The organism is Microbacterium sp. NPDC090003 (assembly GCF_044748385.1).
GTDB lineage: Bacteria > Actinomycetota > Actinomycetes > Actinomycetales > Microbacteriaceae > Microbacterium.
Map to the genome: position 1 here is coordinate 1,295,927 of NZ_JBIVFW010000001.1, position 14,920 is coordinate 1,310,846.

Genomic DNA, 14,920 nt, shown 5'->3' on the forward strand with positions numbered 1-14,920 from the left:
GAAGGGTTAGATCTCGTCGATCGAGGCGGCCTCGAAGCGGCTGGAGATGTTGATACCGAGCTCTTCCGCGGCGCGGAACGCCTCGTCGTCGGTGTCGCGGAGGTTGACCAGCGTGCCGTCGGCCGAGAGGACCTCGACGTTCAGGCAGAGCGACTGCATCTCCTTCATGAGCACCTTGAACGACTCGGGGATGCCGGGCTCCTGGATGTTCTCGCCCTTGACGATCGCCTCGTAGACCTTGACGCGGCCGAGGATGTCGTCGGACTTGATCGTGAGGAGCTCCTGAAGGGCGTACGCGGCGCCGTAGGCCTCGAGGGCCCACACCTCCATCTCACCGAAGCGCTGTCCACCGAACTGCGCCTTACCACCGAGCGGCTGCTGGGTGATCATCGAGTACGGACCCGTCGAGCGTGCGTGGATCTTGTCGTCGACCAGGTGGTGCAGCTTCAGGATGTACATGTAGCCCACCGAGATCGGTGCCGGGAACGGCTCACCGGAGCGGCCGTCGAACAGCTGCGTCTTTCCGGTCGAGTCGATCAGGCGAACGCCGTCGCGCGTCGGGAGCGTCGAGTCGAGGAGACCGGAGATCTCCTCCTCCGACGCGCCGTCGAACACCGGGGTCGCGACCTTCGTGCCGGGAGCGGCCTCGAAAGCCTGCTCCGGCAGACGCACGGCCCATTCCGGAGTGCCCTCGACCTTCCAGCCCTGCTTGGCGATCCACCCGAGGTGGGTCTCCAGCACCTGACCGAAGTTCATTCGACCCGGGATGCCGAGCGGGTTCAGGACGATGTCGACCGGGGTTCCGTCCGCGAGGAACGGCATGTCCTCGATCGGGAGGATCTTCGCGATGACGCCCTTGTTGCCGTGACGGCCGGCGAGCTTGTCGCCCTCGGTGATCTTGCGCTTCTGGGCGATGTAGACCACGACGCGGCGGTTGACGCCCGAGCCCAGCTCGTCGTCGCCGTCCTCGGCGTTGAACTCCTTGACGGCGATGATCGTGCCCTGCTCACCGTGGGGAACCTTCAGCGACGTGTCGCGGACCTCGCGGCTCTTCTCGTTGAAGATCGCGCGGAGCAGACGCTCCTCGGCCGACAGCTCGGTCTCGCCCTTCGGCGTGACCTTGCCGACGAGGATGTCGCCGGGGCGGACCTCGGCGCCGATGCGGATGATGCCGCGCTCGTCGAGGTCCTTGAGCAGCTCCGGGCTGACGTTGGGGAGGTCACGGGTGATCTCCTCCTTGCCGAGCTTGGTGTCGCGAGCGTCGACCTCGTACTCCTCGATGTGGATCGAGGAGAGGGTGTCGTCCTTCACCAGGTCCTGGCTCAGGATGATCGCGTCCTCGAAGTTGTAGCCCTCCCACGTCATGAACGCGACGAGGAGGTTCTTCCCGAGGGCCAGCTCGCCGTTCTCGGTGGCGGGGCCATCGGCGATGACCTCTCCGACCTCGATGCGCTCGCCGGCGGTGACGACGACCTTCTGGTTGTAGGAGGTGCCCTGGTTGGAGCGGTCGAACTTGCGCAGGTGGTACTCCTGCGTGCCGCCCTCGTCGAGCATGACGACGACGCGGTCCGCGGAGACCTCGGAGACGACACCGGCCTTCTCGGCGGTGATCACGTCACCGGCGTCGATGGCCGTGTAGCCCTCCATACCGGTTCCGACGAGCGGCGAGTCGCTGCGCAGCAGCGGCACGGCCTGACGCTGCATGTTGGCACCCATGAGGGCGCGCTGCGCGTCGTCGTGCTCGAGGAACGGCACGAGCGAGGTCGCGACCGACACCATCTGGCGCGGCGAGACGTCGATGTAGCCGATCTCCTCCGGGAGGAAGAGGTCGACCTCACCGCTACCGCCCTTGGGGCGCGCGAGGACGTGGCTCTCGCGGAAGCGACCCTTGGCATCGAGCGGGGCGTTGGCCTGCGCGATGTTGAAGTCGACCTCTTCGGAAGCCGTGAGGTAGTCGATCTGGTCGGTGACGACGCCACCCTCGACCTTGCGGTACGGGGTCTCGATGAAACCGAACGAGTTGATGCGCGCGAACGTCGCGAGAGCACCGATCAGACCGATGTTCGGGCCTTCCGGGGTCTCGATCGGGCACATGCGGCCGTAGTGCGACGGGTGGACGTCACGGACCTCGACGCCGGCGCGGTCACGCGAGAGACCACCCGGGCCGAGCGCCGAGAGACGGCGCTTGTTGGTCAGACCCGCGAGCGGGTTGTTCTGGTCCATGAACTGCGACAGCTGCGACGTTCCGAAGAACTCCTTGATCGCGGCGACGACGGGGCGCACGTTGATCAGGGTCTGCGGCGTGATCGCCTCGATGTCCTGCGTGGTCATGCGCTCGCGGACGACGCGCTCCATGCGCGACAGACCGGTGCGGACCTGGTTCTGGATCAGCTCGCCGACCGCGCGGATGCGACGGTTGCCGAAGTTGTCGATGTCGTCGGTCGCGAGACGGATCTCGGCCTTCTTGCCACCGCGGATGCCCTCGAACGTCTCGGTGCCCGCGTGGATGCGCACGAGGTACTTGATCGTCGCGACGATGTCTTCGACCGTGAGGACCGAGTCGGTCAGCGGCGCGTCAAGACCGAGCTTGTGGTTGATCTTGTAACGACCCACCTTCGCGAGGTCGTAGCGCTTGGGGTTGAAGTAGAAGTTGTCGAGGAGCGCGCGGGCGGCCTCGGCGGCGACCTGCTCGCCCGGACGCAGCTTGCGGTAGATGTCGCGGAGCGCATCTTCCTTCGTGACGATGGTGTCCTTCGCGAGCGTCTCCTCGATCGAGGTGAAGCCGGCGAACTCCGCCAGGATCTCTTCGCTCGTCATGCCGAGGGCCTTGAGGAAGACGGTCACCGACTGCTTGCGCTTGCGGTCGATGCGCACACCGACCTGGTCGCGCTTGTCGATCTCGAACTCGAGCCATGCACCACGGCTCGGGATGACGCGCGCCGAGACGATGTCCTTGTCGGACGTCTTGTCGGGCGTCTTGTCGAAGTAGACACCGGGCGAACGCACCAGCTGCGAGACGACGACGCGCTCGGAGCCGTTGATGATGAAGGTTCCCTTGCCGGTCTGGAGGGGGAAGTCGCCCATGAAGACCGTCTGGGTCTTGATCTCACCGGTGAGGTGGTTCATGAACTCGGCCTCGACGTACAGCGGAGCGGCGTAGGTCTTGCCGCGCTCCTTGCACTCCTCGATCGAGTACTTCTCGGGCTCGAGGTACGGGTTCGTGAACGAGAGCTGCATCGTCTCGCCGAGGTCTTCGATCGGAGAGATCTCCTCGAAGATCTCGCCGAGACCGCTGATCTCGTTGACGTCGGTGCGGCCGGCCTTCTTGGCCTCGGCCACACGGGCCTTCCAGTCGTCGTTTCCGACGAGCCAGCCGAAGGACTCGGTCTGGAGGGCGAGAAGGTCGGGGACCGTCAGCGTGTCGGAGATCTTGGCGAACGAGAGGCGGGAAGCTCCGCGTCCGTTCTTGGTGGTGGTGGATGTGGATGCGTTGCGAGCAGCAGCCAAGGGAATAACCTCCGTGAGCCCCGCAGGGCTTCTCGATTCCTTTGTCGTCAGGTGGAGTGTGCGCTCAGAAGCTCAACGAAATGCCGACCACCATATGAGGGCATGGAGAAGCGAGCGCAACTACTAACTATAAACACGAATCTGCGACATGGCAAGTGGAGTCCTTGACCAATTTCGGATGCTGCGGTATTGGCACCCTTCAGCGTGCTCCGGCGAGCGTCACCCCCAGCTCCAGGTGACGAGCACCGACTCGGCGGTCTGCTGGCGGTCTGCCGCCGGCACCGTGTCGCTGAAGGAGAAGGTGACGACGTAGGTCTGGTCGGCGCTGCTGACGTAGTACTGGTCGACGACGTACGAGACCCCCTCGCTCGACATCGCCGCGGAGATGTGCGCGGACTCCGAATCGGCGACGACGACGCGGTCGTGCACGATGACGTCGGTGGCGCCCACGGTCTCGAGTTCCTTGAGCCCCAGCGTCTCGACCTGGTCGGGCGTGACGACGCCGACCGGGGACTTGAGCACGTTCACGTTGTCGGCGAACCCGTCGGCATCCTGGAGGTTCGCGGCGAAGCTGTCGGGGTCGAACCCGGGGATCTCCTGCTGCGGGTCCTCCCACCCCGCGGGCGCGATGAACGTGTAGCCGTCACCGGCGATCGTGGCTCCCGTCGCGGGCACGGCATCGAGTTCGCCCGCCGTCGTCTCCTCCGCCTCGACCTCGGACGAGGACCCGCTCGTCTCCTGCGGGGTCGGGATGAGCGTCGAGCACCCGGTGAGGGTGAGAGCGGCGGCGACGAGCAGGGCGGCGGATCGAACAGGAGTGCGCATGCGACACATGCTATCCATTGCCTGCGACATCGCCGGCCGGGCTGCATGCTTTCGCGGGTCGAGGCCCGGGTCCCGAAATCACTCCCAGGCCCAGGTGCTCAGAACCGATTCGGCCAGCGCTGTGCGCTCCGCGCTCGTGGCGTCGGCATCCGACGAGAAGGTCACGATGTAGCTCTTCTCACCGTCGACCAGGTAGTACTGATCGATCACGTAGGCGATGCCGTTCAGATCCATGTCCGCCGCGAGATGCGCGACCTCCTCGCCTGCGATCTCGACGCGATCTCCGATCTCGACATCGGTCTTCCAGATCTCGGAAAGCTGCTCCACCCCGGTCGATTCGACGATATCGGGGGTCACCACGCCCTCCTGGATCAGGACATTCGCGTTGTCGGCGAAACCATCGCTCGCGTCAGACGACGCGACGAAGACGTCGGGCGCCGTGGTGCCGGCCGGAGGCGCGGTCTCGGTCCACCCCTCGGGCGCGGCGAAGCTGTAGCCGGTGCCGGAGAACGTCTCGCCCGTCGCGGGTTCCGCGTCGAGGCTCTTCGACGAACTCGCGGACGGTGTGGAGGTCGCCCCCGTGGCCTCGACGGATGCGGGGACGGCAGCACATCCCGCCAGCACGATGACGGACGCGGACAGGACGGAGAGCGAAGCGATTCGAGCATGCATGCCGGACACCCTAGGCAGATCGGCACGGCCTCTGCTCGCGGCATCCGATCCCCTGTGGATAACTCGAGACATCACATCGGCCGTGAGACACCACGTCTGACGTGGTGTCTCACGGCCGATGCGGTGTCTCAGCGAACCGCGACCCCCTCACGACGCGATGTCGAGCTCGTTCCCGGGGATCGAGGCGAGCAGACGACGCGTGTACGGGTCTCGCGGGTTCGTGAAGATCTCCTCCGACGATGCGGCCTCCACCAGGCTGCCGTCCTTCATCACGCACACGTAGTCGCTGATGAGACGCACCACGGCGAGGTCGTGCGAGATGAAGAGATAGCTGAGTCCGTACTCGCTCTGCAGATCTCCGAGCAGGGTGAGGATCTGGTCCTGCACCAGCACGTCGAGGGCGGAGACCGGCTCGTCGCACACGATGAGGTCGGGCGAGAGCGCGAGTGCACGGGCGATCGCGACGCGCTGCCGCTGCCCGCCCGACAACTCCGACGGGTACCGCCCGAGCATCGACTGCGGCAGGGCCACGTCGTCGAGCAGTTGGCGTACGCGTGCACGACGCTCGGCCCCGCTCCCCCGTCGGTAGAACTCGAGGGGTTCGGCGATCAGACGCTCGATCGTGAACATCGGGTTCAGGCTGGAGTACGGATCCTGGAAGATCGGCTGCACGCGCTGGCGGAAGTCGCGCGTCTCCGCACGACTGAGCGAGGCGACGTCCTTGCCCTCGAAGCGGATCAGACCGCTGGTCGGCTCGATGAGCTTCAACAGCATCCGCGCCGTCGTCGTCTTTCCCGACCCCGACTCCCCCACGATCGCGACCGTCTCACCGCGCGGGATCGCGAGAGAGACGTCGTTCACGGCGACGAAGTCCTCTCCGCGTCCGCGCACCGGGTACACCTTGGTGAGCCCCTCGATGTCGACGATGTTGTCGGTCTTCGCTGCGGACACGGAATCCGCCGACGCGTCGGTCGCGGCATCCGCTCGCTCCTCGACCTGGAAGGCCTCCGGCCGCAGACGCGCGGCCGCGACCGAGGGGGCGGCCTTCACGAGGGACTGCGTGTACGGATGCTGAGGGTCCTCGAGGATCCGGCGGGCGGGTCCCTGCTCGACCACCTTGCCGCGGTGCATCACCACGACGCGCTCCGCGCGCTCGGCGGCGAGACCGAGGTCGTGCGTGATGAGCAGCACTGCGGTGCCGAGCTCACGCGTCATCGCACCGATCTGATCGAGGATCGTGCGCTGCACCGTGACGTCGAGCGCGCTCGTCGGTTCATCGGCGATCAGCAGACGCGGCTTGCAGGCGAGGCCGATCGCGATCAGTGCGCGCTGCCGCATGCCGCCGGAGAACTCGTGCGGATACTGCTTCGCCCGCTTCTCGGGATCGGGCAGGCCCGCGGCGGTGAGAGCCTCGACGACCTTCTGCTGCACGTTCTGCCGCGTGGCGAGACCGTGGGCGAGCAGGGTCTCGGCGACCTGGGTGCCGACCTTCGCGACCGGGTTGAGGTTCGACATCGGATCCTGCGGCACGAGCCCGATGTCGCGTCCGCGGATCGCACGGAGCTCGCTCTCGCCGGCGTGCGCGATGTCACGCCCGTCGAGGCGGATGCTGCCGCTCGCGACCCTGCCTCCCCCCGCGAGGAGGCCGATGATGGCCATCGCCGTCGTCGATTTGCCCGACCCGGACTCGCCGACGATCGCGACCGTCTCACCGGGCGAGATCTCGAGGTCGACCCCCTCGACCGCGTGCACGACGCCGTCCATGGTGGTGAAGTCGACCGCGAGGCCCTCGACCGAGAGCAGCGGGGTGTCGTTCATCGTGTTCTCCTGGGCGTTCATCGGGCACGCGTCCTCGGGTCCATGGCCTCGCGCAGCGCCTCACCGAACAGGGTGAAGCCGAGCGCGGTGACCGCGATGCAGATACCGGGCAGGAAGGCCAGCCACGGCGCGATCGAGAGTTCCGCCTGCGCATAGGTGAGCATGCGCCCCCACTCGGCGGTCTCGGGGCGGCCGCCGCCGAGACCGAGGAACGACAGTGCTGCGGCGTCGATCACCGCGGTCGCGAGCGTGAGCGTCCCCTGAACGATCACGGGACCGATCGCGTTGGGCAGAACGTGCGACATCGTGATCCGGCCCCGGCCGAGGCCGAGGGTCTGAGCCGAGAGCACGTAGTCGCTCGATCGTTGCTGCAGCATCGAGGCGCGCAGCAGGCGGGCGAAGATCGGCACCTGCGAGGCACCGATCGCGATCATCACCGCGAACGGCGTCTGACCGAGGATCGCCGCGATCGACACCGCGAGGAGCAGGTTCGGCACCGAGAGGATGATGTCGACGAAGCGCATGATCACGGTGTCGACCCAGCCGCCGAAGGTGCCGGCGAGGAGACCGAGCAGCATGCCGCCGACGAGTCCCATCGCGGTGGAGATGACACCGACGAGCAGCGACGCCCGCGCACCCCAGATCAGTTTCGAGAGCACGTCGCCGCCGAACCGGTCCAGACCGAGGGGGAACTGCGGCAGCTCCCCCGGTCCGGGGATATAGGTCGGCGTGATGAACTTCGCCCCGGGGAGCGCGGTCTCGGGATACGGCGCAAGCAGCGGGGCCAGACCCGCCACGAGCAGGAAGAGCAGCACGATGAACGCGCCGGTCCACGCCGTGGGGTTGCGGCGCAGACGTCGGAAGACGTCGCGCCAGAACCCTCCCGGCCCTTCCTTGATGCCGGCCTGGGCGATCGAGACGGTGTCGATGACGCCGCCGCCCTGGGCGGGTGGGAGTGCGACGCTCATGACATCGCCCCCTTCCGGATGCCGGTGATGGTCGTCATTGGACCCTCACTCTCGGGTCGATGAAGCTGTACGAGACGTCCACCGCGAGGTTGATCAGCGCGTACGCGATCGCGATGAAGATGATGAAGCCCTGCAGCACCGGGAAGTCCCGGGTGAAGATCGCCCGGGCCAGGAACGACCCGATCCCCGGGAAGGCGAACACCGTCTCGGTGAGCACCGCCCCCGAGATGAGCAGGCCGGTCTGCAGACCGATCGTCGTGATGACGGGCAGCATGGCGTTGCGCAGGATGAACCGGTTGCGCAGCGTCGACGATCCGACGCCCTTCGCCCGGCCGGTGCGCACGTAGTCGGCGTTCTGCACCTCGAGCACGCTCGCCCGGGTGATCCGCACGATGATCGCGAGCGGGATCGTTCCCAGCGCGAGCGCCGGGAGGATCAGGTGCAGGATCGCGTCCCACGCGGCATCGAACTCGCCCGTGATGAGACCGTCCCACACGTAGAAGCCCGTGGGATGCGTGGCATCGATCCTCGGATTCTGCCTGCCGTCGGAGGGCAGCCAGCCCAGTTGCACGGCGAAGACGTATTTCAGGATGAATGCGAGGAAGAACACCGGGATGGTGATGCCGATCAGGCTCAGCACGACCGAGGCGTGGTCGCTGAACTTGCCGTGGCGGCGCGCCGCCCAGTAGCCGAGCGGGATGCCGACGCCCACCGCGAAGATGAGCGCGACGACGCTGAGCTCGATCGTGGCCGGGAACCGGCGGAAGAACTCCTCGACGACCGGCCGGTTGGTCTGGATCGAGGTGCCGAAGTCGCCCTGGAGCAGCCTCGTCACCCAGACGAAGTACTGCTCGAGGAGCGGTTTGTCGAATCCGTAGAGTTCGTTGACCCTCTCGATGGCCTCGGGGGTCGCCTTCTCACCGAGAAGGGCGACGGCCGGGCCGCCGGGGAGGGCTCTGACCCAGGCGAACAGCAGGATGCTGAGGCCGATCAGAGTGGGGATGAGGAACAGCAGTCGCCCGCCGATGGTGCGCAGCACAGAGATCTCCGTAGATCGGGCGCGCACGGTCCTGGGTTCCTGGGCCCTTCGACAGGCTCAGGAACCCGGGACCGTGCAGCGTCGGTCGGGCCTACTTGGTGAGGAAGATGTCCGTGAAGACCTCGTCGTTCACCGGGCTGGCCGGGTAGCTCTCCACGCGCGGGTCGAACGCCAGCGTGGGCGCCGGGTGCGCGAGCGGAACACCGGGGATGAACTGCGCGACCATCTCGTTGATCTCTTCGTACAGAGCCGTCTGGTCCTCGAGGTTCGAGACGCCGCGCGCCTCGTTGAGCTTCTGGAACAGCTCGGGGTTGTCGAAGCCCCACTCCGAGCTCTGCTGACCGAAGAACACGCCGACGAAGTTGTCGGTGTCGTTGTAGTCACCGGTCCAGCCGAGGAGGTGGATGCCGTGGTCCGACGTGCCGGTGGTGCGGTCGAGGTACTCGACCCACTCCTCCGAGACCGGGGTGGTCTCGACGCCGACCTCGGAGAGCTGCGACGAGAGCACCGTGAAGATCTGCTCGGGGTCCGGCATGTACGGACGCGAGACGTTGACCGGGTAGTTGAAGGTGAGCTTCAGCGGGTTGGCCTCGTCGTAGCCGGCCTCGGCCAGCAGCTCCTTGGCCTTCTCGGGGTCGTAGTCGTAGGTCGTGACATCCGGGTTGTAGCCGTTGACGACCTCGGGTACGAACTCGATGGCCTTCTCGGTACCCTCGGGGAGCACCTGGCTGATCAGCGCGTCCTTGTCGACCGCGTACGACAGCGCCTCGCGCACCTTCGGGTCCTGCAGCTCGGGCACCGCCTGGTTGAACGCCAGGTAGAGGATCGTGAACGGCGGGCGCGACACCATGGTGAAGCCGTCGTCCTCGAGAGCCTTGGTGTCGGCCGGGCCGACGAGGTCGTAACCGTCGATCGAGCCGGACTCCAGCGCCTGGCGGCGAGCGGTCGGGTCGTCGATCGTGCGGAAGATGATCTCGTCGATCTGTCCGGCGTCGCCCCAGTAGCCGTCGTAGGCCTTGAGAGTGACCTGCTCACCCGGCGCCCACTCGTCGAACTGGTAGGGGCCTGTGCCGACCGGGTGACCCATGGCGTACTCCGACAGCTGCGGGGCCTCGGCGGATCCGCCGACCTCGTCGGCGCCGAACTCCTGCATCGCGGAGGGGCTCTGCATCGCGAACGACGGCAGCGACAGCGACGCCACGAAACCGGCGAAGGGCTTGTTCAGGTCGATCGTGACGGAGTAGTCGCCGTCGGGCGTGCACGACTTGTAGACGGCGTCCGCCGCAGTGTCGGCGTAGCCCTTGAAGAGCTTGTTGTAGTAGTAGCCGAAGGCCTCGGACGCGGCGAGACCGGTCCAGTTGTACCAGCGGTCGAAGTTGACGCACACGGCCTCGGCGTTGAACGGCGTGCCGTCCTGGAAGGTCACGTCCTGCTTGAGCTCGAAGGTGTGGCTCATGCCGTCCTCCGACGACTCCCAGCTCTCGGCGAGGAGCGGCGCGGGGTCGGCCGTTCCCGGCTCGGTGCCGACGAGACCCTCGAAGATCTGCCGGGAGACGCGGAAGCTCTCGCCGTCCTGCGCGAACGCGGGGTCGAGGCTGGCCGGGTCGGACGATGCGGCGAAGACGAAGGTGCCGTCGACGTCGCCGGACCCTTCCGAATCGTTGTCGCCGCGCTCGCTCGCGACACAACCCGCGAGCGCGAGGGCGGCGATCGTCGCCCCCGTGATGGCGACGAGGCCGCGTCGTCGAAGTGGTGACTGGTGCATGGATGGACCTTCCCTGTGGGGCGTTTCACTGCGCATGCGGGCATCGTCGCCCGCATGGTGATTCCCTCGACCGTACTCAGTGGATCTTGGTATGCCAAGACTCTCGTCGTTACGAGAGTGTTGCGATCCGGTATCGCGGTCTGCGGGCCCGGGTCTCAGCGGCGGTGGTGCACCGCGGCGTCGTGCGTGAGCCGCAGCGGAATCGCCACCGGTTCCCCCCGATGCTGCACGACGCGCACGAAGAGCACGTCGACGAGAGCCAGTTGGGCGATCCGACTCGACATCGCCGCCATCCGGAACGGCGACTCGTAGGCGTGGGTGAGGAGCACGAGCTCGGCGGTCCGCGCGAGCGAGGAGTCGGCGACGCCGGTCACCGCGACGGTGAGCGCACCGGCATCTCGCGCCACCTCCAGCGCGCGCAGGGTCTCGACCGTCTCCCCGCTGTGCGAGAAGGCGACCGCCACGTCGTCCGACGTGCGCAGCGCGGCTGCGGTCAGCGCGAGGTGCGGGTCGGCCGAGTGCGAGACGGCGCTGCCGATGCGCGAGAGCTTGAGCTGCAGATCCTGCGCGGCGAGCGACGAGGCCGCCTGCCCGAAGAGGTCGATGTGACGGGCGCCGACGATGGCCCGCGCCGCTCGGTCGAGGCTCGCCGCATCGAGTCCGTGGGCGGTCTTCTCGATCGCGTCGATCTGCTGGGCCGCGAGCTTCGCGGCGATCGTGGCCGGGCCGTCGTCGGCCGAGATCGTCGTCGAATCCAACCCGAAGCGCGCCTGCTGCGCCTGGGCCAGCGTCACCGATCGCGCCACCGCCACGCGCAGCTCTCGATAGCCGCTGCAGCCCAGCGACTGCGCGAAGCGCGCGACGGTCGACAGCGACGTTCCGCACAGCTCGGCGAGGTCGGTGATCGCGAGCTCGACGACGAGCATCGGGTCATCGAGGATCCGCTCGGCCACCCGCGTCTCCGCCGCGGTCAGTCGGGGCACCGAGCGGCGGATCAGCGCGAGAACGTCGTCGTCCATCGTGCGCATCCGTCTCAGCCGGCGGCGCCGACCAACCGCTCCCGCGCCATCTGCGCTCCCAGCCTGCTGGCGGCGCCCACCTCGACGGTCGGCAGCGGGAGCGCCGTGCGAGCGGCGAGGCCCACGTTCACGACGACCGCGCGCGGGTCGCGCAGGGCGGCGCGCTCGACGAGTGCGCGCTGCGCGGCATCCGCATCGGGGCGGTCGATGAGCAGCACGGTCGTGCCCGCCGTCGACACCGCGTCGTCGAGCACCCGATCCTGTTCCTCGACCGAGGTGTGCGCGACGTCGAGACGCACGCGGCGCCCGTCGTCGGCCAGCGTCGCCGAGACGTATGCCGATGCGCTGTCGACGGCCAGCGTCGACCGGCGGCGCGCGTCGACGACCGACAGAGCGGTTGCCGTCGTCGGAGCGTCTCCGACGACGTTGATCGCACGGCGCACGACGTCGGACGCGTCGAAGTCGTCGACGTCAGCCGACACCGTCGTGGCAGCCTCTCGGAGCTTGCGCGCCAGGGCCGCCACTCGACCGGCGGCATCCTCGACGCGGTCGCGGGAGAGCGACCCGTCGCGCAGCGCGGCGACGATACCGTCGCGCGCGGCGCGGAAGTCGCGCTCGTCCTGGTCGGGGAGGGCATCGTCACCGGGATTGGTCGGGTTGCCGATGCAGAGCAGGTCGGCGCCGGCCGCCAGGGCCTGCGCCGCTCCCCCGCCGATCCCGACGGTTTCCCGGATGGCCGCCATGTCGAGCGCGTCGGTGATGATGACGCCCTCGAAGCCCCACTCGCGCAGCATGCCGAGCACGCGCGGGTTGAGGGTGGCGGGCTTCTCGCCCCACGCCGGTACGACGATGTGCGCGGTCATGATGCTGTCGACCCCGGCCTCGACCGCAGCGCGGAACGGTGCGAGGTGCACCCGCTCGTACTCGTCGATGTCGAGAGCGATCTCGGGCAGCGCGTGGTGCGAGTCGAGGTGCGTGTCGCCGTGACCCGGGAAATGCTTGATGCACGCGGCGACCGCGCCGTCCTGGATACCGTCCACCGCGGCGATCACGTGGCGCGTGACGAGCGGTTCCTCGGAACCGAACGCCCGCACGCCGATCACGGGGTTGCGCGGATCGGTGTTCACGTCGGCGACGGGGCCCAGCACGACGTTCGCACCGACCGCGCGCACGCGACGGGCGAGCTCGGCGCCGGTGCGCTCGGTCGCGACGAGATCGTCGAGTGCTCCGAGCTGCGCGGCTCCGGGGAGCGTCGACCCGGTGGCCGACTCGAGTCGGGTGACGCTGCCGCCCTCCTCGTCGACGCCGATCAGGGCATCCGGGTTGGCCGCGAGGATCTCGGCGCTCAGGGCCGGCAATCCCTCGCCCACGTTCTGACCGAAGTACACGACGCCCGCGAGGCCGTCGCGCAACTCGGAGGTGAGCCATGCGGGCGCCTCCGTGCCGAAGAAGCCCGGCCAGAGCACGCCGTTCGCGAGACGCTCGAGGTCGTCGGTCATCCCTTCACGGCTCCCGCCACCATGCCCGACGCCAGACGGCGCTGCACGATCACGAAGAAGATCATGACCGGGAGGGTGATGATCGTCGACGCGGCCATGATGCTGCCCCAGTCGTTCGCGAACAGGCCGAAGAACGACTTGAGACCGATCGAGACCGTGTACTGGTCGGTCTCGGCCCCGAGGATCGTCATCGCGAAGATGAACTCGTTCCAGGCGGTGATGAAGCTGAAGATGCTCGTCGCGACGAGGCCCGGCATGACCAGGGGCAGCAGGATCGAGCGGAACATGCGCCACCAGCTCGCCCCGTCGATGTAGGCGGCCTCTTCGAGCTCGACCGGGACGGCGGCGACGAATCCGCGCAGCATCCAGATGCCGAAGGCGAGCGAGAGCGCGACGTACACGACCATCAGGCCCAGGATGCTGTTGAGCAGGCCCAGGCTCTTCACCTGGAGGAACAGCGGGATGACGAGCGCCTCGAGCGGCACCATCTGCACGACGAGGATCATCATGAGGATCGTGGTGCGGAACTTGAACTTGAAGCGGGCGACCGCGACGGCGGCGAGGAGGCAGACGAGCGCACTCACGAGCACCGTGACGAGCGCCACGATCGCCGAGTTGCGCAGGAAAGTGCCGAAGCCGCCCTCGGTGAGCACGAACGCGAAGTTGTCGAAGGTGAACTCCTGCGGCAGCAGCGACTGCCCACCGCTCGACGCCTTCTTGTCGAACGCGCTGGAGACCATCCAGTAGACGGGGAACAGGGTGAAGATCAGGACGGCCGCGACGGCGATCCCGATACCGATGCGGGAGCGGAGGGATGCGCGCGGGTTCACAGCTCGTCCTCCTTCATGAGGGATCGGATGTACACGATCGTGATGCCGATCAGCACGAGGGTGAGCAGGACGGCCAGTGCCGCACCGAAGCCGTAGCGGTTCTGACCGAACGACTCGACGTACGACCAGACGCCGAGGTTGAGCACCTGGCGGTTGCCGCCGCCACCGCCGGGCATCAGGTACACCTGGGCGAAGACCTTGAAGTCCCAGATGGTCGAGAGGATGATCACGACCGAGAAGACGGGCTTGAGCGTCGGGAAGATGATCTTCCAGAAGCGGCGCCACGCGCCGGCGCCGTCGAGGGCTGCGGCTTCGAGCATCTCCTTCGAGACGCCGAGGAGACCGGCGAGCACCGTGATCGCGACGAACGGGAAGCCGTGGTGCACGACGTTCAGCAGCACGATGGCGTAGAACGACCACTGGTTGGTGAACCAGTTGATCGACTGATCCATGAGGCCGAGGTCGCGCAGGACCGAATTGAAGATGCCGCGGTCGGCATCGAAGATGAAGGTCCAGACGTAGGTGCCGGTCACGGCGGGCATCGCCCAGGCGACCATGATGCAGCTCGAGACGATGACGCGCCACGTGGTGCCGAGTCGGGCGAGCAGCAGGGCGACGAGCGTGCCGACCGCCACGGTGGCGAAGACCGCCACCGCGGCGAACCCGACGGTGTTCGGCAGGACCACCGTCCACAGGGTCGGGTTGGTGAGCGCCTCGACGTAGTTGTCGAAGCCGATCCAGTTGCTCTCCCCGGTGTTGATCTCGCGCAGACCGTAGTCCTGCAGCGAGTAGATGAACACCTGGACGAGCGGCCAGAGCATGAGCACCCCGAGGATGATCAGCCCGGGCGCGAGGAGGAGCCAGGGGCGGGCCGTGACGATCGAGAGACCGCGACGCTTCCGGCCGCCGGCCACGGAGGCGGAGGTGGACTCCGCCTTCGTGGCCGGCAGTGGCGCTTGCACCATCGACATGGAAGGG

The 14,920-nt window shown here is 67.5% G+C and carries 11 protein-coding genes; all 11 read right to left on the reverse strand.

The annotated features are described in order from the left end of the window. Positions 1-6: 6 nt before the first annotated feature. Positions 7-3,507, reverse strand: coding sequence for a DNA-directed RNA polymerase subunit beta (locus ACIPVN_RS06300; RefSeq protein ID WP_400440916.1), 3,501 nt, complete (start codon positions 3,505-3,507; stop codon positions 7-9). 219 nt (positions 3,508-3,726) lie between these two features. Further along, positions 3,727-4,332, reverse strand: coding sequence for a hypothetical protein (locus ACIPVN_RS06305; protein WP_400440919.1), 606 nt, complete (start codon positions 4,330-4,332; stop codon positions 3,727-3,729). Between the two features lie 78 nt (positions 4,333-4,410). Continuing rightward, entirely contained in the window at positions 4,411-5,004 is a 594-nt protein-coding gene (locus tag ACIPVN_RS06310) for a hypothetical protein (protein ID WP_400440922.1), read from the reverse strand. Between the two features lie 147 nt (positions 5,005-5,151). Continuing rightward, positions 5,152-6,843 (reverse strand): ABC transporter ATP-binding protein, encoded by a 1,692-nt coding sequence (locus ACIPVN_RS06315; protein ID WP_400440925.1) that lies wholly within the window; start codon positions 6,841-6,843, stop codon positions 5,152-5,154. Continuing rightward, entirely contained in the window at positions 6,840-7,790 is a 951-nt protein-coding gene (locus ACIPVN_RS06320) for an ABC transporter permease (protein ID WP_400440928.1), read from the reverse strand. Before ACIPVN_RS06320 ends, ACIPVN_RS06315 begins: the two co-directional genes overlap by 4 nt. 34 nt (positions 7,791-7,824) lie before the next feature. Further along, positions 7,825-8,829: an ABC transporter permease gene (locus ACIPVN_RS06325; RefSeq protein ID WP_400440931.1), complete on the reverse strand. Its 1,005-nt coding sequence runs from the start codon at positions 8,827-8,829 to the stop codon at positions 7,825-7,827. 91 nt (positions 8,830-8,920) lie between these two features. Beyond that, a complete protein-coding gene (locus ACIPVN_RS06330) occupies positions 8,921-10,594 on the reverse strand; it encodes an ABC transporter substrate-binding protein (protein ID WP_400440934.1) in 1,674 nt (557 codons plus the stop codon). 155 nt (positions 10,595-10,749) lie between these two features. Beyond that, a complete protein-coding gene (locus tag ACIPVN_RS06335; protein WP_400440937.1) occupies positions 10,750-11,613 on the reverse strand; it encodes a MurR/RpiR family transcriptional regulator in 864 nt (287 codons plus the stop codon). A 14-nt stretch (positions 11,614-11,627) separates the two neighbouring features. After that, the gene (locus ACIPVN_RS06340) at positions 11,628-13,112 is read right to left on the reverse strand and encodes a glycoside hydrolase family 3 protein (RefSeq protein ID WP_400440939.1); all 1,485 of its coding nucleotides are present in this window, start codon (positions 13,110-13,112) and stop codon (positions 11,628-11,630) included. Further along, positions 13,109-13,942, reverse strand: a complete 834-nt coding sequence (locus ACIPVN_RS06345) for a carbohydrate ABC transporter permease (protein WP_400440942.1) — start codon at positions 13,940-13,942, stop codon at positions 13,109-13,111. Before ACIPVN_RS06345 ends, ACIPVN_RS06340 begins: the two co-directional genes overlap by 4 nt. Next, positions 13,939-14,913, reverse strand: coding sequence for a carbohydrate ABC transporter permease (locus ACIPVN_RS06350; RefSeq protein WP_400440944.1), 975 nt, complete (start codon positions 14,911-14,913; stop codon positions 13,939-13,941). The genes ACIPVN_RS06345 and ACIPVN_RS06350 overlap by 4 nt, the downstream gene beginning before the upstream one ends. Positions 14,914-14,920: the final 7 nt, after the last annotated feature.

Bases quoted from the DNA above. Each gene is read 5' to 3' on its own strand.
- ACIPVN_RS06305 (WP_400440919.1), bottom strand. From the start codon at position 4,332: ATGCGCACTCCTGTTCGATCCGCCGCCCTGCTCGTCGCCGCCGCTCTC.
- ACIPVN_RS06310 (WP_400440922.1), bottom strand. From the start codon at position 5,004: ATGCATGCTCGAATCGCTTCGCTCTCCGTCCTGTCCGCGTCCGTCATC.
- ACIPVN_RS06315 (WP_400440925.1), bottom strand. From the start codon at position 6,843: ATGAACGCCCAGGAGAACACGATGAACGACACCCCGCTGCTCTCGGTC.
- ACIPVN_RS06320 (WP_400440928.1), bottom strand. From the start codon at position 7,790: ATGAGCGTCGCACTCCCACCCGCCCAGGGCGGCGGCGTCATCGACACC.
- ACIPVN_RS06330 (WP_400440934.1), bottom strand. From the start codon at position 10,594: ATGCACCAGTCACCACTTCGACGACGCGGCCTCGTCGCCATCACGGGG.
- ACIPVN_RS06335 (WP_400440937.1), bottom strand. From the start codon at position 11,613: ATGGACGACGACGTTCTCGCGCTGATCCGCCGCTCGGTGCCCCGACTG.
- ACIPVN_RS06340 (WP_400440939.1), bottom strand. From the start codon at position 13,112: ATGACCGACGACCTCGAGCGTCTCGCGAACGGCGTGCTCTGGCCGGGC.
- ACIPVN_RS06350 (WP_400440944.1), bottom strand. From the start codon at position 14,913: ATGTCGATGGTGCAAGCGCCACTGCCGGCCACGAAGGCGGAGTCCACC.